At 42.7% G+C, this 21,785-nt stretch carries 14 protein-coding genes; 8 read left to right on the top strand and 6 right to left on the bottom strand.

What is annotated here, in order from left to right; translation table 11 throughout:
• Window positions 1-297: 297 nt before the first annotated feature.
• Both FLAVO9R_RS16615 and FLAVO9R_RS16610 read left to right on the top strand, forming a co-directional pair.
• Window positions 298-3,015 carry a chondroitinase-B domain-containing protein gene (locus FLAVO9R_RS16615; protein WP_159533131.1) on the top strand — a complete coding sequence of 906 codons (2,718 nt, stop codon included), beginning with the start codon at window positions 298-300 and terminating at the stop codon, window positions 3,013-3,015.
• A gap of 51 nt (window positions 3,016-3,066) precedes the next feature.
• Window positions 3,067-6,099 (top strand): TonB-dependent receptor, encoded by a 3,033-nt coding sequence (locus FLAVO9R_RS16610; protein WP_159533129.1) that lies wholly within the window; start codon window positions 3,067-3,069, stop codon window positions 6,097-6,099.
• A 105-nt stretch (window positions 6,100-6,204) separates the two neighbouring features.
• Here the strand turns inward: FLAVO9R_RS16610 and FLAVO9R_RS16605 are convergent, their stop codons facing one another.
• Both FLAVO9R_RS16605 and FLAVO9R_RS16600 read right to left on the bottom strand, forming a co-directional pair.
• A complete protein-coding gene (locus FLAVO9R_RS16605) occupies window positions 6,205-7,668 on the bottom strand; it encodes a polysaccharide lyase family 7 protein (protein ID WP_159533127.1) in 1,464 nt (487 codons plus the stop codon).
• Window positions 7,669-7,905: 237 nt separating this feature from the next.
• Entirely contained in the window at window positions 7,906-8,637 is a 732-nt protein-coding gene (locus FLAVO9R_RS16600) for a FadR/GntR family transcriptional regulator (protein WP_159533125.1), read from the bottom strand.
• A gap of 761 nt (window positions 8,638-9,398) precedes the next feature.
• On the opposite strand from FLAVO9R_RS16600, the gene FLAVO9R_RS16595 reads away from it, so the two are divergent.
• The 6 genes from FLAVO9R_RS16595 to FLAVO9R_RS16570 all read left to right on the top strand — a co-directional run bounded on the left by FLAVO9R_RS16595 (window position 9,399) and on the right by FLAVO9R_RS16570 (window position 18,727).
• Window positions 9,399-10,640: a sensor histidine kinase gene (locus tag FLAVO9R_RS16595; protein WP_159533123.1), complete on the top strand. Its 1,242-nt coding sequence runs from the start codon at window positions 9,399-9,401 to the stop codon at window positions 10,638-10,640.
• The gene (locus FLAVO9R_RS16590) at window positions 10,637-11,266 is read left to right on the top strand and encodes a response regulator transcription factor (RefSeq protein ID WP_159533121.1); all 630 of its coding nucleotides are present in this window, start codon (window positions 10,637-10,639) and stop codon (window positions 11,264-11,266) included. Before FLAVO9R_RS16595 ends, FLAVO9R_RS16590 begins: the two co-directional genes overlap by 4 nt.
• A gap of 141 nt (window positions 11,267-11,407) precedes the next feature.
• Entirely contained in the window at window positions 11,408-12,925 is a 1,518-nt protein-coding gene (gene exaC, locus FLAVO9R_RS16585; RefSeq protein ID WP_159533119.1) for an acetaldehyde dehydrogenase ExaC, read from the top strand.
• 40 nt (window positions 12,926-12,965) lie between these two features.
• Window positions 12,966-15,056, top strand: coding sequence for a 4Fe-4S binding protein (locus tag FLAVO9R_RS16580; RefSeq protein ID WP_159533117.1), 2,091 nt, complete (start codon window positions 12,966-12,968; stop codon window positions 15,054-15,056).
• Entirely contained in the window at window positions 15,022-16,197 is a 1,176-nt protein-coding gene (gene nosP, locus FLAVO9R_RS16575) for a nitric oxide-sensing protein NosP (protein ID WP_159533115.1), read from the top strand. The genes FLAVO9R_RS16580 and nosP overlap by 35 nt, the downstream gene beginning before the upstream one ends.
• Window positions 16,184-18,727, top strand: a complete 2,544-nt coding sequence (locus FLAVO9R_RS16570; protein WP_232370685.1) for an ATP-binding protein — start codon at window positions 16,184-16,186, stop codon at window positions 18,725-18,727. The genes nosP and FLAVO9R_RS16570 overlap by 14 nt, the downstream gene beginning before the upstream one ends.
• Before the next feature lie 58 nt (window positions 18,728-18,785).
• Here FLAVO9R_RS16570 and FLAVO9R_RS16565 read toward each other — a convergent pair whose 3' ends face one another.
• From FLAVO9R_RS16565 to FLAVO9R_RS16550, 4 genes are all read right to left on the bottom strand, one after another.
• Complete coding sequence (locus FLAVO9R_RS16565) at window positions 18,786-19,445, bottom strand: response regulator (RefSeq protein WP_159533113.1); 660 nt, start codon at window positions 19,443-19,445, stop codon at window positions 18,786-18,788.
• 152 nt (window positions 19,446-19,597) lie between these two features.
• Window positions 19,598-20,059: an SHOCT domain-containing protein gene (locus tag FLAVO9R_RS16560; protein ID WP_159533111.1), complete on the bottom strand. Its 462-nt coding sequence runs from the start codon at window positions 20,057-20,059 to the stop codon at window positions 19,598-19,600.
• 153 nt (window positions 20,060-20,212) lie between these two features.
• The gene (locus FLAVO9R_RS16555) at window positions 20,213-20,428 is read right to left on the bottom strand and encodes a hypothetical protein (RefSeq protein ID WP_159533109.1); all 216 of its coding nucleotides are present in this window, start codon (window positions 20,426-20,428) and stop codon (window positions 20,213-20,215) included.
• 114 nt (window positions 20,429-20,542) lie between these two features.
• The gene (locus tag FLAVO9R_RS16550) at window positions 20,543-21,772 is read right to left on the bottom strand and encodes a porin (RefSeq protein WP_159533107.1); all 1,230 of its coding nucleotides are present in this window, start codon (window positions 21,770-21,772) and stop codon (window positions 20,543-20,545) included.
• Window positions 21,773-21,785: the final 13 nt, after the last annotated feature.

The following is a 21,785-nucleotide window of genomic DNA, read 5'->3' as shown; positions in this document are numbered from 1 at the left end:
TCACAGTAAAAATAAATTGGTAATAACAATGTGATCACCAATGGTCATAAGGGCGGAGGCGAACTAATCGTATCTATAGACAATATTGTGAATTAAATGTTATCTCAATGGCATGATAATGGTGGCAAAAGTTACTTTATTGTGTTTATATGTTCCAACAGGTTAACAATGTTGTCTTAATGTAATTTCAATTGGTAACCTATAACTCTTTAATTTGGTAATAATAGTTAATTATAAAAATATTGTGCGGTTCACTACTCAATAGCCAAAACCAATAACTCGGAGAATAGAGCCATTATGAAATTAAAAACATTCGCACTTTGTGCAGTTGCAGCAGCGATTACAGGCTGTAATGTTGACACAGATGTTAGTTCAGACAACAACCCTAATACGTTGGGGTCTATTACTCTTTCGGGTACAGCGATTAGCGGCCAAACACTAGATGCAGCCGTAAGCGATCCGGATGGCATTTCTAGTACAGTTACCTATTACTGGTACGCTGATGGCGTTGCTATTGAAGGTGCGAATTCTTCATCATTCACTCTTACTGACGATCAAATTGGTTCACCAATTACTGTTCAAGGGCTATATACCGATGACGGTGGTATTAATGAATCTCACATCAGTGACCCTACCGACGATGTAATGGCCATTGCGTCAGATGCGACAATTACCCTTAGTGGCGACGCACTTGTAGGCTCAACGTTAACAGCCACCGTGGCTGATGAAAACGGAATCGAAAATGCGGTTATTGTTTACGCATGGTTCGCGGACGATACGCAAATAGAAGATGAAGTTACTTCAGAGCTAATGCTTACCGATGCTCAATTCGGTACCGTTATTACCGCCAGTGCTACGTTTGAAGACGACCGAGGTTTTAGTGAGTCTGTCACTTCAGCGGCAACGGATGTAGTGGCGCGAGTTAACTCTGAAGGTGCAGTTGTTATTACAGGTACCCCGACGGTAGGCAATACCCTTACCGCTGAAATTGCTGACGAAGACGGTGCAACAGGTGATATTTCTTACCAGTGGTATGCTGATGATGTGGCTATTGATGGCGCAACCGACAGCACCTACGTGGTAGATGCCTCATTGGTGGGTACTGTGATCACCGTGCAAGTCACCTATGTAGATGACAACGGTTTTGAAGAAGACATTACGTCTGCACCCACTATTCCCGTTACCAGTGTTGCGGTTGACCAAGCGGGTAGCATTGAGATTATGGGCACTGCGCCTTATTTAGCCAGTGCCACATTAACTGCTGAAATCACGGATAACAATGGCGTTGACGAAGCAAACGTTGTGTACACCTGGTCCGCAGACGGTGTTGAAATTGCCGATTCAAACGCTAAAACCTTCACGCCATCGGCTTATGCCGGCGCGATTATCTCAGTCAGCGCTGCTTATACGGATAATGATTCGTTCACCGATACAGTAACAGATGCGCTGGACTCAGTGGTGTATACCCAAGTAGTCGGTGACGCTGCAACGCTTGAGTCTACGCTCGTAACCCTTGCTGATGGTGACGTGCTAGGGTTAAACACCAACACTTACACAGGTATGGCTGCCCTTGAATTAACCAGCGGTATTGAACTTCGTGCCGTTGAAGGTGAAACACCTACCTTTACTGGTGATTTCTGTATTCACGTAGCCAGCACAGCCGATGGTGCAGCAGTAACCGGTTTAACCTTCACTGATATAGATACACTTTCAGGTTCAACCTGTGATAGCGGTGAAGAGGCAATGATTTATTCTGAAGGCGATAACTTCGTTTTCTCACAAAACACCATGGGCAATGAGCAAGCTACATTGAACTACCCAGATGATTCATTTCATTGGATGGTATTGAAAGGCAGCGGCGCCTTGATTGAGCGTAACACTTTCTCTGGTCGCTCAGTGGCCGCAGAAGGCTCTATCATCAAGCTATCTTCTTCTGGTTCTGACCACGTTATTCAATATAACTTGTTTAGCGAAAGCCCAAATGACAACTTTGATAATTCAAGTCTTCTTCTACTTAACTTAGGTAGCACTACAGGTGACGACTCGGCCGACATGGCTAACTTCACTGTTCAGTACAACTTAATTGACAATGTGACTACTGGCCGCCGCTTAATGCGTGTTCAAACCTCAGGTGCAACAATCAAAGGCAATACTATTGTAGATGCTAGCGGTGGTATTTCACTAGAGGACGGCGGTTTTAATACGGTTAGCGATAACATCATTATTCGTACATCCGATATTGTAAGCTCTGACGATAGACCAAGCGGTGTGTTAGTAACACCATTAGGCCACACCGTTACCAACAACTACATTGCTGGTATTCGCTCTGGTAACAAAGAAGCTGGCGGTATCGTATTTACCGTAAACCCATTCTCTCAAGCTGATGGCGGTGTTCCGAATTCCGGTAACCAGGCGGTATTAGATGGTTCTGGCGACCTATCGCTTACAGTAACGAACAATACTGTACTTAATTCACTTCAGCCTATTGTCTTCAGTACTGAGATTGGTTCGAAAGCCGGTGTTAGTGATTGTGACGACTTAGCCGAAACCTCAACACTATACGGCCTTAGTAATCAATTTTTCGTTATCGACTTTGACGCTAACTTAATTGCAAATGGCTTGAACAATGACGCTTCGACTGAAGGGTTGTACTTAAATGCAAGCGGCGATTTTAGTGACCATTCCTTCGAGTACGACTGCGACCTAATTAACCACACAGAATCAACCCTGACTAACAACTTTGGTTTCAGCGACAGCTACATGTCGGGTGACCGTTCAGACGACTGGGTAGATATCAGAAATATCGATGGCAATGGCGAGTTTGATACCGATGGTGCCATTGACCAAGACCCTGCCGGAAATGGCAAAGAAGTTCCTGAATTTGTAGTTGCTGAAAGCACGCTTATCGAAACAGACGGAAGTGGTGCTCAGGCAGTTGCTGGTGCAAAAGGCCTTTACTACATCCAAGCAGCAGATGTGGGCGTAGGTTCCACTTGGACGGCAGATGATGAATAACACAACACACACAGCCCTACACACATTAAAAGACACAACGGAGATCTCGTAATGTCGTTGAAAACACTAAAAAACAAAACCTTGAATGGTGATCAAGTGGAGAATGCTGAATTCACGCTTCGCCCGGTGGCCAAGTGGGTTCGCACTGCAATAATTGCTAGTGTAGCCACTACCAGCGCGTTCTCACTTCACGCTCAAGAAGCCAATGTAACTGAAGAAGATCAGGCTGACGTCGAAGTTATCGACGTGGTAGGTACACGTAAGACTATCCAAGACCAAATTGCTATTAAGCGTGAGTCTACAACCGTTGTTGACGGTTTGTCTTCAGAGGACATCGGTGACTTGCCAGCCCTTTCAATTGGTGAAGCTCTGGAGTCTATTACAGGTGCAGCCTCTCACCGTGAAAACGGTGGGGCAACTGAAATTACCATTCGTGGCCTTGGTCCTTTCTTAAGCGCAACACATATCAATGGTCGTGAAGCTACCAATGGTAGTGGTGACCGTTCAGTAAACTTCTCTCAGTTCCCTTCGGAACTTGTGAAGAAAGTGGCGATTTATAAAACCCAAGATGCCTCTATGATTGAAGGTGGTGTGGCAGGTGTTATTTCCTTAGAAACGGTTCAGCCGCTAGATTACGGCAAACAACGCATTCAAGGTGAAGTTAAAACCAACTACAACCCAGATGAAAGCAACGTTGATAACTCGCTTCAAGGTGATTTGGGATTTCGCGGTACCTTCAGTTATGTCGATCAGTTTGAATTTGATAACGGACAAGCACTAGGTATTTCTTTTGGTTTGCAACGTCAAGATATCAGCCAGCCAGAAGCCGAATACAGAAGCTCAAGCCCTACAGGTTCTTCGCTATGGGCGTGCTTAAACGACCCTACAAATACCAATGAAGGCTTCTACCGTAGTAGTGCAGGAGACTGTGAAGACCAAGTTAACGGCAGCAGTAACCAAGGCTACGATACTGCTATCGACCCTGAAACAGGCGAAGCGGTTAGCGCTGGATCTCCTTATGCATGGACAGGAAGCAGCCGTAGTTATCGTCAAAACGAAACGTCTGATGAACGTGATGCTTTATTCTTAGCGCTTCAGTTCCAACCTTCTGAGTCTTGGGATATCAATTTTGACGCTCAAGTGTCAGATAGAACACAGCAAGAGTCTCGTCACGACTTAATCTTCTTACAAAAACGTGCAATTCCAGGGCTTACAGGCCCTACGCTAGTAACGAATGATGTAGGTGGTATTTTGCACTGGGAAGGGCAAGATCGTATTGAGTCTTCTGGTGAACAGTTCTCACGTGAAGAAAACTATCGCGGTTATGGTTTAAACATTGAGCACTACGCTACCGATGCGCTAACCGTTAAATTAGATTTAGCCTACTCAAAAACATCTCGTGAAGAGTTACAAATCTCTAACCGAGCTAGAACTGCCGATAGACAATTCTTTAGCTGGGACATGGGAGAGAACATCCCTCATTTCACAGTGACTGATTTCGACGTGACTGATATTTCTAACTATACAGATAGTTTACGTACTCGTATTGATAGAGAGAATACACGTGACAACGAAATTAAATCTGCTCGTTTAGACTTTGAGTATGCATTAGATAGCGAAGTTTTCACCAGCGTACAAGCAGGTTTAAGAACGTCAGAGCTTAGCTTTATCCAGTATGGTGGAAGCCAAGGTAATGGTTCGCGAAACGAGTTTACGCTAGACACAGCTAACGCCGATGCGCTTGAGTTATTGCAAAGCTGCCAAAAAGATTTCCCAGAAACTGATTTCTTAGATAGCGTTTCTGATGGCGATCTTATTACTAACGTTGATAGCGATGGCAACGTTATAGGTAGCGGTTCTTCGTGGGCAACTTACGATAACATTTGTTTCTCTCAAGCTGTGGTTGCGTCTCAAAACGGCGAGTTTGGCTACCCAGAAGTAGAATATGAAAATAGCGGTACTATCGATGTTACGGAGAAAACTAACTCTGCTTACGTGATGGCCAGCTACGATACAGAAATGTTCGACAAATTCATTCGTGGTAACTTTGGTGTGCGTATTGTTGATACCGAAGTCACCTCAGTGGGCTTTAGAAACTCTTTCGATGTTGTTACTGACGAGCTGGGTGTAATTAGCTTAGTGAGCGGTGACTCGCTTGAAAGAATTGAAGGCGGCGGTGATTACACTGAAGTACTTCCAAGCTTTAACTTGGTAGTTGATTACAGCGACGATATTTTAATTCGTGGTGGTATTTACCGTGGTATGTCTCGTGCCGATCCATCTGACTTAGGCTATAGCCGGACATTCCAGACCGATGATGATTTGGCGCCAACTTCACTTGCCGATTTACTAGTAGGTGTTAATGGTTCAGGTAACCCAGATACCCAACCTCTAATGTCGTGGAACTATGACGTTGCATTCGAGTGGTATCCTAACGAAGATTCAATCTTTGCGTTTGGCTTGTACTACAAGCAATTCCAAGGTGGATTCCAACAGCGTACCGTCCTTGAAAACTTCGTTATTGATGGCCAAGAGTTTGCGCTTCCAGTAACCAACTCTGTAACCACTGATGAGGAAAGCGATATCTTTGGTTTAGAGGCGTCTATTGCTTACCGCTGGGATAATGGCCTAGGTATTAAGATTGGCTACAACTACGCTGACACAGACTTCGAATTCGAAGACAGCTTGTACGGTGACACCTTCATCACAGATGTAGATGGCAACACCACGCAGTTAACAGCAGGTATTGTTGACCCAGCTTCGGTACCAGGTTTCTCTGAGCACGTATTCAGTACTCAGGTTTACTACCAAATTGGCGATTTAGATACTGCCATTATTTACAAATATCGTAGCGAATACTTCCAGCCTTACACCAGTAACGGTACTCGTTTACGTTACGTAGATGAAGTAGGAGTATGGGAAGCACGTATGTCCTACAAAGTTAACGAACATGTTCGTGTAAAACTTGAAGCGATTAACTTGTTCAGTGCACCTAAGTCACAGGATTACTATGTACAAGGTAACCTAGGTGAAGTGAACGATTACGGCCCTCGCTTGTTCGCCGGTATTAGCTTGAAGTACTAACTAATAGCAAATTAGGGGAGGGCTGGTTTTACAGTTTTACCCTAACCAATATAAAAAATGGCTGCCTCTGGGCAGCCATTTTTATTTTAGACGCTAAAAGTTTACTTATTCACTTTGAGCATAACCAGTGTGGCTATTTTTAATCTCATAGAAAGTAGCTTGTGCGAATTCATCCGGCTCGCTTGAGTTATTAAGGTGGTACACACCCACTTTAAAATAGTGATATTGGCCATCTTCATCGTACTTACTTTCACTCATATCATAGTGCGCAGCAATATCAGGTTTGCCTTCTCGGCTAATCGTTACCGTTAGCAAATTTACATTTACGTTAATGTGGTAACTGAACTTTTCGTCCAGTGCAATACCATCAGATGGGTTGCTTGCTGAATTGCTTCTTGAACCAATGAGTTCGACGTAGGTCTCAATATTGTCACCTTCGGCGTCCTCAACGCGACTCTCGTGGGCAAAGTACACTGAACCTAATTCATTACCCGGTAGCTTGCGATAATACAAGCGAATAGGTTCATCATCGTTTGCGTGAATCTGCCCTATAACCAGCCTACCGATTTGGTAATTTTCACCTGTGGTAGTTACATTGTTTACCGCCAAAGTCACTCGTAAATCACCATCTACACCGCCAGCCGCTTGCTGTCCTTCATCTGAAGCACTGCCGAACACCCAGTTATTTTTGTTCACACCTTGTGTGCTAATGGAACGATCGCCTCTTCGCAGCATTTCTCGCAGCTCAACACGCACATAGTTGGTGTTGGTCGATGTTTTAAAGCCATAGCTTGGTGAGCGCATGACAATGCCGTTATCATCCGACGCATAAAAGAATTCTGAGTTACTGTAGCCGCTAGCAAGCTCAGTTTCATAGATAGAGTCGGATGTCCCACTATCATCCTCATCGGTAGGCACACTTAAATACCAATCAACTAGCTCAATACCTACCTCGTTGGGCAACACGTCAGTGTAGATGCCAGTGGCGTCTTCACAGCTGTGCACTTGCACTTCAACAATACCATTGTTGGTATTATCACTATTGCCTAGGCCAACAATGTTGACATAGCGCGCTTGCGACGCGTCGACATTGACGAGTTCGAAGCCACTTTGGTTACCCTTCGATTCCGCTTGAGTGAGAACAGATGTCCAAGTGTTTTGGTCGTCAGAGGTTTCAACTGAAAAACTCGCTATGCGTTCGGCACCTTTGAACCATTTAATTGCGAGCGCCCCCACTGTTTTTGACGCACCTAAATCTAATGTAAGAGTTTTGTTCACCCCGTCATTTGACCATCTTGATATAGAAGCGGTGTTTCCGTCGATAGCATTAGCAGGTGAGAATGCGGTTGCTGAACTGCCATCATCGCTTGCACCTACTAAGGTATGCATTTCGTTAGTGCAAACTTCTACTACAGGGGTTTCAACAGCAGGAGGCGAGGGAGTTTCAACAGAAGATGTACCGCCGGAACTTCCTCCTCCACCGCAGCCTGTTAGCAGTAGTGGAACGAACAACGAGCTGGTTAGAAGAGGAAGGTAAGAACGATTGGTCAGTACTTGTTGAGAAAACACAGCGCACTCCTTAATGTAAACGCAATGTAATTAATTGGTTTCAAGTATATAGGCGTAGGTAGTTTTATCCAATAATTATGTCATACCAAAAAGCCGCGTTGTTCTTACACTTTGGTAAATCCGTAATGGTAGGGGCTTTAGTCGCTAAATATATTAAAGAAGAGTAGGAAGGATTAAAAAAACCGCTTAAGGTGAATTAAGCGGTTTAATATCAAGTGATAGATTCGAGCTGTCGGCTTAACCTACCAAATGGGTTATAGAGTATCTGTCTCGGGTCTCGCTTGATTTCTTTTTAATTTCTTCAAGCGCTTTTGCTTCTGAAGCTTCGAAAAGCGCGTTGATCAAACGATTAAAATGCCCGTGCATCGCCGCTCTAGCGCTTTGTGAGTCTCGTGATTTCAATGCTGTAAAGATACGCTTATGTTCTTCAAGACGGTCTTTGCTACTCGTACCACACACACTTTTATATGATGAGACAATCTGCGGTTGAGATTCTCTTAATTTCCAATAATGCTGAATAGATAACACCAACGCGTTATTACGTGTAGCCTTGGCTATAATAGAGTGAAATTCTCTATCGGCTTTTTCCGGCTCGTCGTCGTTTTCCATTGCAATAAGAGTATCGTTAAGACTACTAAGCTCTTCGTCGGTGATTGAAAGGGCCGCCAGTGCAGCAGCTTCGCCCTCTACCAACGCGCGTGCTTGAGTAAGCTCAAAAGCACTAATACGTTGCACTTCACTTTGTTGAGGCTGATTGTCTAGCACGTAAACACCAGAACTTACTTTAACTTCCACGCGGCCTCGCACTTCAAGTGCAATAATGGCTTCTCTAATGGTAGGTCTGCTGACATCAAAATTTTCAGCAAGTTCTCTTTCTGGTGGCAAGCGACTTCCAGGGGGATATCGGCCAGCGTCGATTTGCGCTTCTATTTTTTCAACGATATGCCAGAACATGCGACGATTTTTCATCAACTAAACCTTATAACTGCAATAATTAGGTACAAACAGATACAACTTAATCGGTTAAATTGTACTTATTGTTCAACACAATTCAATTGCTTTAAAAGGTTCAAGCATACCGGTGCCTAGCTACGTTTGTTCTGCTAATTTCGCTAACAAAACCTACCATTTAAAACAATCAATTCAGGATATTCTACGTCTTATTCTACAAATACAGAAGTATTTGTTAAAAGAGGCTTATCAAATCATATATTTAAGTGCGCCAACGGGGCTAAAATTAAACTATTTACATCCGCAAGCACTCAAAAACTAAGGGTTTCAAGGATTTTATCTACTCTTAGTTATAGCATATAGGCTCGATTGGTCAACAATTCGAGCCATTTTTTACGCCTTGGCTTATAAATTGGTTAACATTTTACGTTCGGTTTTTACTGTTTTTTCTATTCGGCGTTAACATAATTGTTTATTCATAATCATGTTACGAACCCGGTTTCCAAAGACAGTATGAATATCCACTCATGAATTTTTGCCTAGATATTAAAAGATTTTGAGTATTGCTGCAGCTCTAAGGAGCAACCACTTCTGAGCTCTCCTCCATAGGCGCTGGTACTAATTATGTGAGCAGGAACAAGGGGGAGTGGGTATTCACCTTAGTAGCCGCCTTCACCTTCTCCTCCTTTTGAATGAATAAAACAGCGCTATTGCAGGATGTGTTTGTTAACGATGAATGTTTAGCATAGACACGTCTATTTAGTAATTATGGTGTAGCCATGTCGGGATTTAAGAAAATATCCAGTGCCATCGTGGCCGTCTTCATCGTGTGCTTTATTGTCTTCTCCTGTTCGGTCTATTTCCAAATTCGCCAAAATATAAACGATGAAACATCAAGCGCGCTAAACCAAGTGCAAGAGATGCTCAAAGCGAATATGAATGCTGGCGATATTAAAGCAGTTGCAGAGCAAAGCCCGCATTTATCGGTAACCGGCTTTACTGGTCGGTTATCAATGCCTGCAAATAATCATTCTGATAATCGGCCTATCTATCTTCCCATCCATGAAAATCAATATTTGGTGGTAAGAGCACACGATACTGCCGAGTTAGTTCAAAACATGAACCTTTTTTGGCTAGTGGCCGCGTTGTTTTTTACAACGCTGAGCGTGTTGCTATTTACGCTTAAGGTTGCCGTAAGGCAGCGGTTGAAGCCTTTAAATCAACTGGGAGACGCGCTGCAACAACTTGTAGACGGTAAAGCGACTAACAATTTTGAAGACAGTGATATTAAAGAAGTAAAGCGGGTTATAGGGCAATTTCAGCGTTTACAATATTCACTGCAAAGCAAAGAAAGGCAGTTGGTTAAAATAGATAAGAAGTTAGCATTGTTGCAGGAACAAGAAAGGAGTTACCTGGCTAGAGAGTTACACGACAATGTAGGACAGCTACTTACCACTATTAAAGCCCACGCCTACATCTTAGTGAATTCAAATGAGCCCAGTATGCTCGAGTTGTCAGCCAATAAAGTGCAGGCCATGAGCCAGCAAATCAGTGACGCCATCCGACACTTAACCGCCCACCTTCATCCGTTAGTGTTAGACAGAGTATCGTTGCAGCAATCCCTTGAAAAACTGGTGTTCGAACAAGAACTAGCTCAGCCTAAAACCGAGTGGCAAGTTTCTATCAATTTGAACAAATTTGCCCAAGAGCATGAGCGAGATATTCATATTTATCGCTTCGTTCAGGAAGCAATTAATAATGTGGTAAAACACGCCGATGCGTCAAAAGTATGGGTGCATATATCTGGTGATAAGCAAGGGCTTACTATCAATATTAGAGATAATGGAAAAGGGTTTGACGGGGGCGTCATTGAAAATGTTGGTATGTCATCTATGCAAAGCAGAGCGAGGTGTATTGGCGCTACTTGCGCGGTAAAATCACCCAAAGAGGGTGGTGTAAGGGTTCAGTTGTCGCTTAGTTTGCTCGACACTGAAGACTTGCGCCAGGTTAACGTGGCATGAATATCTTGCTAGTAGATGACCATGCTGTAGTCAGAGAGGGCTATAAAGCTTTACTGAATGCCATGTTGCCTGAATACACAGTGCTGGAAGCCGCTGACGGCCAGCAAACTCACCATTTATTGAAAATGTTTACCATCGACACGTTAGTTCTGGATATTAATCTTGCGAAAGAGAGTGGATTACTATTAGCCTCCGACTTTTTGGCTAAGCAGCCTAGTTTGAAAATCATATTTTTTAGTATGTTTGAGGATTGCGCGATTTTGCAGCGTGCCATGCAAACTGGTGCTATGGGGTATATCAGTAAAAGTAGCCCGCCAGATACACTTATATCAGCCATAAAAGTGGTGGCCAAAGGGCAAAAATACATAGAACGTTCATTGGCGGTTAATTTGGCTAATCAATTGTTGAACGCCGATGTCGATATTGCTGAAAAATTGACGAAGCGTGAGTTTGAAATCTTCATCGCAACGGCGATGGGTAAAACTCGCTTTGATATTGCCAATGAATTAGCCCTGTCTGCGAAAACAGTGTCGAACGCGCTAACAGTGATAAAGCGAAAGTTAAATACCGTCCCTTCAGAATTTGCTGAGCTGGCAACAAAACATGGCTATGTTGGCAAGGCATAGACTTTTTCCCCTCCTAAAGTAGGAGCCAAATCGGCCTATCGCATTATGGTAGATTAGCTGCAAAAGTACGATTATCAAATGACACAGTAAACGATAACTAGCAGCGTGTTGACGCGCTAAGCATTCAAAAAAGGTGTCATTATGATTTACGCAAATCCAGGAAGTGAAGGTTCAGTACTCAGTTTCAAAGAAAGTTATGGTAATTTTATCGGTGGCGAGTGGGTTGCACCGATTAAAGGTGAATACTTTATCACTACGTCTCCTGTAGATGGCAGCGATATAGCACAGATTCCACGTTCTACGGCTGAAGATATTGAGCTGGCTATTGACGCTGCCCATGCTGCCAAAAAAGGGTGGGCAGATACGTCTGTGGCTGAGCGTTCAAATATTTTGTTAAAAATCGCCGACCGTATTGAAGCTAACCTTGAAATGTTAGCGGTAGCGGAAACATGGGATAACGGTAAGGCCGTGCGTGAAACACTTAACGCCGACGTCCCATTAGCCGCTGACCACTTCCGTTATTATGCTGGCTGTATACGTAGCCAAGAAGGCACTATCGGCGAAATTGATAAGAACACAGTGGCTTATCACTTCCACGAACCATACGGTGTAGTAGGGCAAATCATTCCATGGAACTTCCCACTACTTATGGCGGCATGGAAACTCGCACCGGCTATCGTGACCGGTAATGTAGTGGTGTTAAAACCTGCAGAACAAACGCCAGTGTCTATTTTAGTTTTCGCTGAACTTATTCAAGACTTGCTACCGCCAGGCGTGCTTAATATTGTAAATGGGTTTGGCGCAGAAGCGGGCCAAGCGCTTGCCACAAGTACCCGAATTGCCAAAATCGCATTTACAGGTTCCACGCCAGTGGGCGAGCATATTCTTCGCTGCGCGGCTGAAAATCTTATTCCATCTACGGTTGAACTAGGCGGTAAGTCGCCGAACCTTTTCTTCCCCGATATCATGGATCATGAACCTGAGTTCATTGATAAATGTGCCGAAGGTTTAGTACTTGGTTACTTTAACCAAGGTGAAGTGTGTACTTGCCCATCTCGTGCGGTTATTCACGAAGATATCTACGATGCCTTCATGGATAAAGTGATTGAAAAAATTCACAAGATTAAGCGTGGCAACCCGCTTGATACCGAGACAATGGTAGGTGCACAGGCTTCTAGCGAACAGTTTGATAAAATCCTTAAGTACATTGATATAGGTAAATCAGAGGGCGCTGAAGTTGTGACTGGTGGTGAAAAAGAGCAGTTACCAGGTTTAGATAAGGGTTATTACATTCAGCCCACTATTCTAAAAGGGCATAACCAAATGCGTGTGTTCCAAGAAGAAATTTTTGGCCCCGTCATAGCAGTACAAACCTTTAAAACTGAAGAAGAGGCCATTGAAATTGCGAACAATACCAGCTTTGGTTTAGGTGCTGGGCTTTGGAGCCGAGATGCGAACATTGCCTTTAGAGTAGGCCGAGCTATTGAAGCTGGGCGCGTGTGGACCAACTGTTATCACCTTTACCCAGCCCATGCCGCATTTGGTGGTTACAAAAAGTCGGGGATAGGCCGTGAAACTCACAAAATGATGATGGATCACTATCAGCAGACTAAAAACTTGCTGGTGAGCTACGACATCAATCCACTTGGTTTCTTTTAATTAAGTGGGAAGGCAGCACCTAGGTGCTGCCTATTTCTTTATGTTGAAAGCGTTGCTATTCTTTTTTGTTACGATAACCTCTATATCGTTAGCCTTTGCGCAATCAGACGCCACTGAGATCCCTGAAGACGTTCACCAATTATTTCCTACCGCTACCCGAATAGGCGATGCGCACGCTGACATTAACGTAATACCAGTTTATCAATTACAGCAATTGCTGGGGTACGTGTTTGAATCGAAAGATTTTGTCGACTTTATAGGTTTCTCTGGAAAGCCAGTCAATGTGATAATTGGACTGGATACTCAAGGTGATTTTGTCGATCTTGCCATTAAAAAACACAGTGAACCTATCTTTTTGCATGGACTAGGGGAACAATCGCTAAGGGATTTTATCGCGCAATACAAAAGCCACAATGTGAAAGAACGTTTCGTGGTGGGAGGGAAGAGCCATGTAGGTAACAACGCGACCTACTTTGATGGCGTGACTAAAGCCACGGTATCGGTATTGGTCATTAACGATACTATCGTGACGTCGGCGTTGGCGGTAGCGCGGGCTAAATTAGATGGCTTTGTGCTACCCAGCACACGAATTATTGATCCTGACTTTTTTGAAACTCTAACCTTTGAGCAACTTGTAAAAGCCGGCTATATCCAAAAACAAACCATTTACCGTAACGAAATAGATGGCCTTGAAACCGAAATTATCGACGCTGCAGATAGCGTTACCGACCCGCAAGCGCCCCTATTTTCTGAACACTTTTATGGCTTTCTTAGTTTACCTATTGTGGGGAAAAACCTACTACAGGAAGAGGAATATATCAGGCTTCAAGAGAGCTTAAAGCCTGGCGAAGTGGCCTTGTTGGTAATGAATACCCAAGGCTTTAGTTTTGTTAGTAATGAATTTATCCCCCAAACCGCGCCCGAGTTTTTTCGTCTATCGCAATCCGCATTTACTATCGATGCTAGAGATTTAGATTTTTATAGTTTTTATGATCCTAGCTTTAAACAACCAATGCCAGAATTTGAAGGCATTAAGGTACTTAGGATTAAATCACAAGGTGGGCTATCGCTTGACCAAGAAATGGATATCTCCATTAGTTTGCCTTACAGCCCACGATTTATGGAACAAGATGAGCATTTATTTACCCACACTTTTTTGTTACCTGATGCGCTGTTCATGGAAAACCCCGATGCACAACAAAATGCTGTTGTGCCGCTTTGGAAAAAATTGTGGCAAAGCAGATGGTTGGAACTCAGTATTACGATTGTTTACCTAGTTGTGCTTTCACTTTTTTTTGGTTTCCAACGAAAGCTAATGAAATATACGCGAATGGTGCATATAGTCAGAGGAGCATCATTGCTCTTTGTCTTGTTCTTTATCGGCATATACGCACAAGGGCAATTGTCGGTCGTCAATATTTATACATTGTTACTCGATTTAGCCGATGGCTTTTCTATTGAAGTATATCTGCTTGACCCTGTCATCTTTGTATTGTGGTGCTTTGTATTTGTGTCGTTATTTATTGTGGGGCGAGGGCTGTATTGCGGCTGGTTATGTCCCTTTGGGGCGCTTCAGGAGATCATGGCAATTGTTGCACAAAAATTGAAAATAAGGCAGATTCGAATAAAGCCAAAGCATCATAAATATGCGCAAAAACTTAAGTATGTGATGCTGATTGGCTTGGTTGCAACGTCGTTTTACTCACTGACATTGGCCGAGAAACTGGCCGAGATTGAGCCATTTAAAACCTCAATCACGCTCTATTTTGTGCGCTACTGGCCGTTCGTACTTTATGCACTTCTACTACTAGGATTTAGCTTAAAAATTCACAAAGTCTATTGTCGCTACCTTTGCCCGTTAGGCGCTGGTTTAGCCATTTTAGGTCGCTTTCCTATCGTGAAGCTTTTAGAACGTCGCAAAGAGTGTGGTAACCCATGCCAACTGTGTAAGCAGAAAAAGTGTGGCGTAGATGCCATCGAGCAAAACGGCAGCATTGATTACACAGAATGTGTACAGTGCTTTGAATGTGTCGTAACGCTAGATAATCCCAATTTATGCAAAATTGATAAATATAAGAAAAATAAGGTGCCAACACGTGTCAAAAACTTCCATCCTGTCCGCGCTGAGTAAACCTGCAAGTCAATCAGCGCATACCGCCTACTTAGCGGCAGATGCATGTCACGATGTGGCCAGTGAAATACTATCTAATGCGACGCTTGATGAAATCGAGTTGGTACTTTTCCACACATCACCATCATTTGATTTAGATGCCGTAGCGCAGAATATGACGTCGCTTTTTGCCAATGTACCAACGGTAGGCTGCACCAGTGCGGGGGAGTTTAATCAAAATGGGTACTGCACAGAACGTCTTATTGTGGTTGCTTTTTTAAAGTGTGAATTCTCCATTGCTACGGCATTGGTTTCAAACTTAGATGAAATCAATTTTAACGAGGCTCACGACATTGCAAGCGGCTTACGCAATACCCTGCAAGGAAGAGATAAACGATATGATACCAATCAGCATTTTGTTATTTCCGTATTAGATGGGCTTACCCGCCACGAGGAGCACTTTCTCGAAACGTTCGCCACAGCGTTTGGCAATATTCCTCACTTAGGAGGAAGTGCCGGCGATGATTTAAAGCTTCAAGCCACCTATGTTTTTTATAATGGAAAGTTTCATCAGAATGCAGCAGTGTTAATGTTGGTAGGAACCGGTAAGCCTTTCTCGGTTTTTTCAGTAGACCACATAGACTCACCTGTATCTAAACTGGTAGTGACCAATGCCGACCCAGAATCTCGTACGGTTTACGAAATTAATGGTGAACCTGCAGCCCAGTACTACGCCAGTTTACTTGGCCTAAACGCTTCTGATCTAACCCCTGACGTATTTTCAGTATTTCCGTTAGCGGTATTAGTGGGTGGAAAGTATTTTATTCGCTCTATTCAAAAAGTTGATTTAGCGACTAATGCGATCACTTTTTACTGTGCAGTAGATATTGGCATTATTCTTACTTTTGTTCAGCTTGGTGATTGTATTGATGCCATGGAACAAAAATTGGAAAGCTTGAGCCGTGAAGTAGGAGAAGCTGAATTTGTTTACGCGTGCGACTGTTTCTTAAGGCGTATTGAAATAGAGCAAAATAAAAATGAGGCTGAAATTCAGCGGCTCCAAGAAAAATACCGTGTCGCGGGGTTTAACGCTTATGGTGAGCATATCCATTCTGTACACCTAAACCAAACCTTTACGGGGGTGTACTTTGCCAAAGGTTAAATCGACTCGACAACCAGGTGCAATCGAACTCACTCAAGATATTGAGATGAGTAATCTTCGTAGAGAACTTGCGCGTCAGAAAGAAGAAAATGAAAAGCTGGAAAAAATTAATGCTGCGCTTATGTACCGTATTGAAGAAGGCGGCTTCGATCACCATAGTTACCGGGCTTTTGAACACGCGGTACAGCTATCTGAAAAGGTCAATGAAAAAACCGAAGCCCTGCAAATTGTACTGCAAAAGTTAGAAAAATCGAATGCCGAAATAGCAAGAGCCCATCAAGAGACCAATCAGTTAAAGCAGCGCTTGAATGATGCTATTGAAAGTATCAACCAAGCTATGGTGTTACTCGATAGCAAAGGGGCGGTGGTTTATTTCAATCGGCACTTTACCTCCGTGTGGGACAACCATTCAATTACGCCCAAAATTGGCGACCATTATTATGATATTACTCAACTCGCTAAGCATTTAGGGATAATCCGCCGTGTACTTCCTCCAGACTCTGAAGGTCGTGTCATCTATCAACTGTCTAATAGCCGCTGGTACCAACTCACTATCCGTCGCACCCAAGAAGGCGGCAAAGTTATCTTGTTCAACGATATTACCGAAGTGAAACTGAATGAGTCGAACCGGTATGAGCAGGTTATTAAAGAGAAAAATAAACTGCTGCAAAGCCTTATCGATAGTGTTGATGTCGGTATCTTGCTGATAAACCAAGAGGGCGGTGTTGCCTTCTGGAATAAGACGTTTTTAACTCAATCAAATGTGTCGAAGCAAACCTTATTCGATTGCAAAAATATTTATACCTTGCAAATGCATGTGGATTGGAGCGGTTTAAACCTTGAGAAAGGGGGCGATACCACCCAAATTATCAACGAAAACTTGGTAGTAGACAGACGTATTACCATTTTACCCGATGGTAACACCCTGTGCACCTTTACTAATGTCACTTCTCAGCATCATTATGCGGAAACCTTAAAACAAAATGAAAGTTGGATCCGTATGATCACCGATAATGTGCCCGCACTTATCGCCTATATCGGCACAGATAAAAACTTCTTATACACCAACAAGGGTTATCGAGATTGGTATGGGCTAGGAGAAGAACCCTTGTACGGCGTAGCGATGGAACAAAGCCACCTCAAACACGTCTATCCTCGACTTATCCATTATGTAGAACGGGTTAATCGAGGCGAGATTGTCAGTTTCCAAAGTGAGGAGACTAATGCTCACGGCGAAACGGGTTTCTTGCAAAAAGTCTATCTGCCTCATTTTAACAACAAGCAAGAAATAGAAGGGCATTTTGTATTAGCTACTGATGTGTCGGAACAAGTAAGAAGTAAACAACAACTGCAAGCAGCGAAAGATCAGCTTGAGTCAAATGTCGAAAAGCGTACCCGAGAACTCAATCACGCCAATATCGCGCTACAAGAAGCGATGAATTCTAAGAGTAAGTTTTTAGCGGCCATCAGTCATGATTTAATGCAGCCCTTAAGTGCGGCTATTTTGTTCAATGAGTCTTTACGAGATCAAGTACAAGCCTCGGCGGGCCCAATCGTTAGTGCCTTAGATAATTCACTGTCTGATTTGAACAGCCTAATACGCACACTCATTGAGACCTCGAAGTTAGATGCGGGTTTAGTGCAGCCTGATAAACAGCGTGAGAATGCACTCCCTTTGCTAACACAGTTAGCCGAGGAGTTCAGTCACATCAGCCAAGACTATCAGGTGAATTTTCGCTACAAATTTCAAGACGCTATTGTCCATACAGATGTAAGTTTACTATCTCGAATTTTGCGTAACTTACTGAGTAATGCAATGAAATACGGTGCAAAAGGAAAAGTACTTTTTACTGCAAGGACGATGAGCAACCATCTTCGCATCAGTATATACGACCAAGGCGTGGGAATAAGCCAAGCAGACCAAACTGTAATCTTCAAAGAATTTAGTCGATTGGAAAATGACTTTAACTATTCTTATAGTTTGGGGCTTGGTCTTTATATCGTAGATAAGATGAGTCGGCTACTAGAGCATGATATCAGTGTTTTATCTACGCAAGGGGTAGGATCTTGTTTTACTTTATCGGTGCCCCTTGCATCTGTTCAAGAAGTTGAGCACGAGGCTACGGTTGATGCCATGCCTCACGATAGCTTGCCTGATAATCTTTTAGATAAGCAAATTTGGCATATCGACAACGACACCAATATGCGAATAGCCATGCAAACACTATTCGAAAATTGGGGAATGGAGGTGGTTACATTTGCTGGTTTTGCGCAATGCATGGCGGTGATGCACAACTGCTTTGACGACTGTGATTTGCTTATCGTCGATTATCATTTAGATGACGGAGAGAACGGACTGGAAATTGCGAAGCATATTAAGCAAATACTGCCCGCTATGCCAATCTTGCTGTGTACCGCCAATCACTCAAAAGCGCTAGTAAATGAGTTAGAAGGGACGAATATACAGTTGTTGCACAAGCCGATTAATTCAATACGTTTAAAACAAGCACTTAAATCGGCGGTTTCTTAAGTGCAGCTCACTAAGGTCAATGGATGACAGGCATTAGTTAGTACGTGTTGAGTACGTGCTAGTTAAATACGTACTGATTAAAATCGATATTGGCAGCACTGGCGACCACTTTTACTCGATTGCTTGCCCCTAATTTTTTCAAAATAGATGAAACGTGTGATTTCACGGTTGTTTCTGAAATATTGAGCTCATAAGCAATAACTTTATTCGCTAGCCCTTGTGTTAAATATTTTAAAACAGCTAATTCCTTTCTGGTTAATGAACGAATTTGGTCAAGAGAGATAGCATCTTCTTTTTTCACGCGGTTTCTTACCGACGATGTGCGCAAAATTTCAGAAGGTAGGCATACGTTGCCCTCGAAGATAGATTCGACCGACGTGGCAATCTCTTCTATTTTACTGCTCTTTGATATGAACCCTACTGCACCATAAGAAATGGTTTGCAGAATGTTGTGCTTTTCCGTTTCCGCCGAGATGATAACAACAGGAAGATTAGGGTGTTGGTTCCTAATTTCAAGTAAACCATTGAGCCCACAGGTTTCAGGCATGTTCAAATCTAGCATCACAAGATCGAAAGCAGGATCGGCTTCGAGTAACTCAAGCGCTTCAGACAGTGAATTAGCTTCAAGGGTTTGAGAGTCGGGAAATTTTTTTCCTAATATCGTCACCATGGCGTGACGAAAAATAGGGTGATCGTCAATGATAAGAATTCTTTGCATACTATTACTACCTTCGGCTTAGTAAGTACCCAAATGCACTCACACAATACGTAATCTACCACTATGTTTGTTAAATTCATTTTAACAAAATAGTTACAACGTGGGCAAGCAAATACGACCGAAGTCTTATAACAAAAAAGCCTTAAAATTCATCATAAATTTCTTAAAAGTACTTTACGCTTTTGTTGATATTCTTCTTCTGTAATTAGCTCCTCTTTTCTAAGCTTTTCAAGGATTTTGAATCTTTGTATTAGCGTATCTTTATTCGATTTTGATCCTTTCTTAACGATATCATTCGACAGTGTCGTTTTGTGTAACTCTTCTACATTTACGGTTACCCAATCAGTTCTCCCCGACTTCATGGTTACACTTGATAAAGTGAACACTATTTTTTCATTAAAAGGGAATTTTGGTGCGACTCTCTCACCGTAATTAAAGTTGTATTCGACAAGACCTTGGTTAGTGGGATCATAGGCCATTTCGTAAGCGCTGTTAGCTAACCTATTGTATTCACCAATGATGAGATTAAGTAAGCCATCGTTGAAAAACGCTCTACCTGCAATAAAGTAAGTTTGTTTCTTTAGTCCCCCTAGGGCTATTTTTTCTTTCGCCAAGGAAAATAAAATATCTTGATGAGGCTTTGCTTTTTTTAGACCTATGCTTAAATGCTTCGCGAGGTTGTTTTGTTGTTTCTCTGTAAATAGTGACTCAGTTGTACTTTTATTTTTTATTATTTTTATACTGGATAAAAATGTAAATATGTCTTGTTAATTTATCTCGACTGGTTGAGACTTCTTTTGTTCGATTAATTCACTCTCTGTGATATTTCCTTTTTTTAAATATATCCCTTCAAAATTATTGTTTTGTATTTTGATAACTGAATTTTCATCCTCGCTCCATAAAATAGTATCTGATGAAAATGATGGTGTGGCGAAAAATATAGAGATAATAGCCACTTGAATTTTTAACGTTAATTTCATCATAATTTAGTACCAATTAAATCTGAGCATCATTTAAATACACTTGCCCTTAAAGCTGCTTGCTCTTAAAAAACTATCTAAATAGGGAGCAATATTGCTCCCTATTTAGGCTGAAAATTAAAAGAAAATGGTTCCGCCTAGCTGAATAAGCGTAAGATCCTTTGCAGCGTTATATATTGACTGAGCGCTTTCAGAGCCAGTGACATCCAAACTCAAATTTTCATACTTAGCGTAAATGAGAAAACGAGAGCCAAAGTACTGTTCCGCAGCTATGCCCCATTGAGTAAGCTCAGATCCAACTACGCCGTCCAAGTGCGCCATACCATATTGGTCGTTATAGCTTGCGTATTCTGCGTAAAAAGCGGAATCACCAAACCCGTTGTATTGTTTTCGAATACCCGCTTTAAAGTAGTAAGCATCTGTGTCATCACCAGAACCGACAATCGCATCATCAGTTTCTTCCATTTGATAAGTAGCCACACCGAAAATACCAGACTCAAGGTGCATTACGCCGGTTTGAAATTGCAAAGTTGAAGAGCCGTCGCCGCCCACATTAGTGCCGCCGTCTTTATTTACTGAATAGCCACCATGTAGGTTTGTTTTAAACCCGCCATGTTCGGCTGAGTACTTAACTGCGATGTCGTATATTTCATCGTTGGCATAGCCTACCGCCACACTGAAATTACCCATTTTAGGCAAGTCATAACGTACGCCGTTGCGGTAAATGCCATTACAGTCAAGGCCTATTCCCAGTCCTGGTGTGGCTAAGCACTGTGCAAACTGTCCCCATGCCACATTGGTTGAACCTTCATCTATACCTCGTATGAAGAATCCATTGGCGCGGAATAGTGGCGAAATGCCAGACCAAATAGTGCCAGACGGATCGGCAAGTACAGCAATATTATCTGTGGGTAAGCTTTGTAATCCGATAGTGACTTTCCCCCAATTTCCACCGATATGCAGGCTACTACCTAGAAGCCCAATATCGCCGCCATTGAAGGTATCTAAGTTATCTTGATTGGCAAATAACAATGGTGTTTGGTGGCCGCCACCACCATAGTTTGGTGTACCTGAAAGTGGTTCAATAATAACTTCAAAACCTACGTCTAAGCCATGTTCTTCAAGTTTGTAATCTCCCGCTAGGGTAATACGACTGCCAAGCGTGGTGCCATTATCTGAAAGCTGGGCAACATCACTGCCCATGCCATCATCGTAAAAAGTTAATCCTTCATTGATCCAACCTGAAATATTCCAAGAGTATTTTTCTTCTTCTGCGTAGCTGTTCAAACTTAACGTACTTAAAATAGCGATAGATAAATATGATTTAACAAGTAATTTATTTTTCATTTTACTGTCCCAG

The sequence above is a fragment of the Alteromonas sp. 38 genome (assembly GCF_902506055.1).
Taxonomy (GTDB): Bacteria; Pseudomonadota; Gammaproteobacteria; order Enterobacterales; family Alteromonadaceae; genus Alteromonas; species Alteromonas lipotrueae.
Note: the sequence above shows the minus strand (reverse complement) of the source record. Positions and strands in the feature narration are given on the sequence as shown.

Excerpts from the sequence above, each read along its gene's own strand:
- FLAVO9R_RS16615 (WP_159533131.1), top strand. The coding sequence starts at position 298 with ATGAAATTAAAAACATTCGCACTTTGTGCAGTTGCAGCAGCGATTACA.
- FLAVO9R_RS16610 (WP_159533129.1), top strand. The coding sequence starts at position 3,067 with ATGTCGTTGAAAACACTAAAAAACAAAACCTTGAATGGTGATCAAGTG.
- FLAVO9R_RS16600 (WP_159533125.1), bottom strand. The coding sequence starts at position 8,637 with ATGAAAAATCGTCGCATGTTCTGGCATATCGTTGAAAAAATAGAAGCG.
- FLAVO9R_RS16595 (WP_159533123.1), top strand. The coding sequence starts at position 9,399 with ATGTCGGGATTTAAGAAAATATCCAGTGCCATCGTGGCCGTCTTCATC.
- FLAVO9R_RS16590 (WP_159533121.1), top strand. The coding sequence starts at position 10,637 with ATGAATATCTTGCTAGTAGATGACCATGCTGTAGTCAGAGAGGGCTAT.
- exaC (WP_159533119.1), top strand. The coding sequence starts at position 11,408 with ATGATTTACGCAAATCCAGGAAGTGAAGGTTCAGTACTCAGTTTCAAA.
- FLAVO9R_RS16580 (WP_159533117.1), top strand. The coding sequence starts at position 12,966 with ATGTTGAAAGCGTTGCTATTCTTTTTTGTTACGATAACCTCTATATCG.
- FLAVO9R_RS16565 (WP_159533113.1), bottom strand. The coding sequence starts at position 19,445 with ATGCAAAGAATTCTTATCATTGACGATCACCCTATTTTTCGTCACGCC.
- FLAVO9R_RS16555 (WP_159533109.1), bottom strand. The coding sequence starts at position 20,428 with ATGATGAAATTAACGTTAAAAATTCAAGTGGCTATTATCTCTATATTT.
- FLAVO9R_RS16550 (WP_159533107.1), bottom strand. The coding sequence starts at position 21,772 with ATGAAAAATAAATTACTTGTTAAATCATATTTATCTATCGCTATTTTA.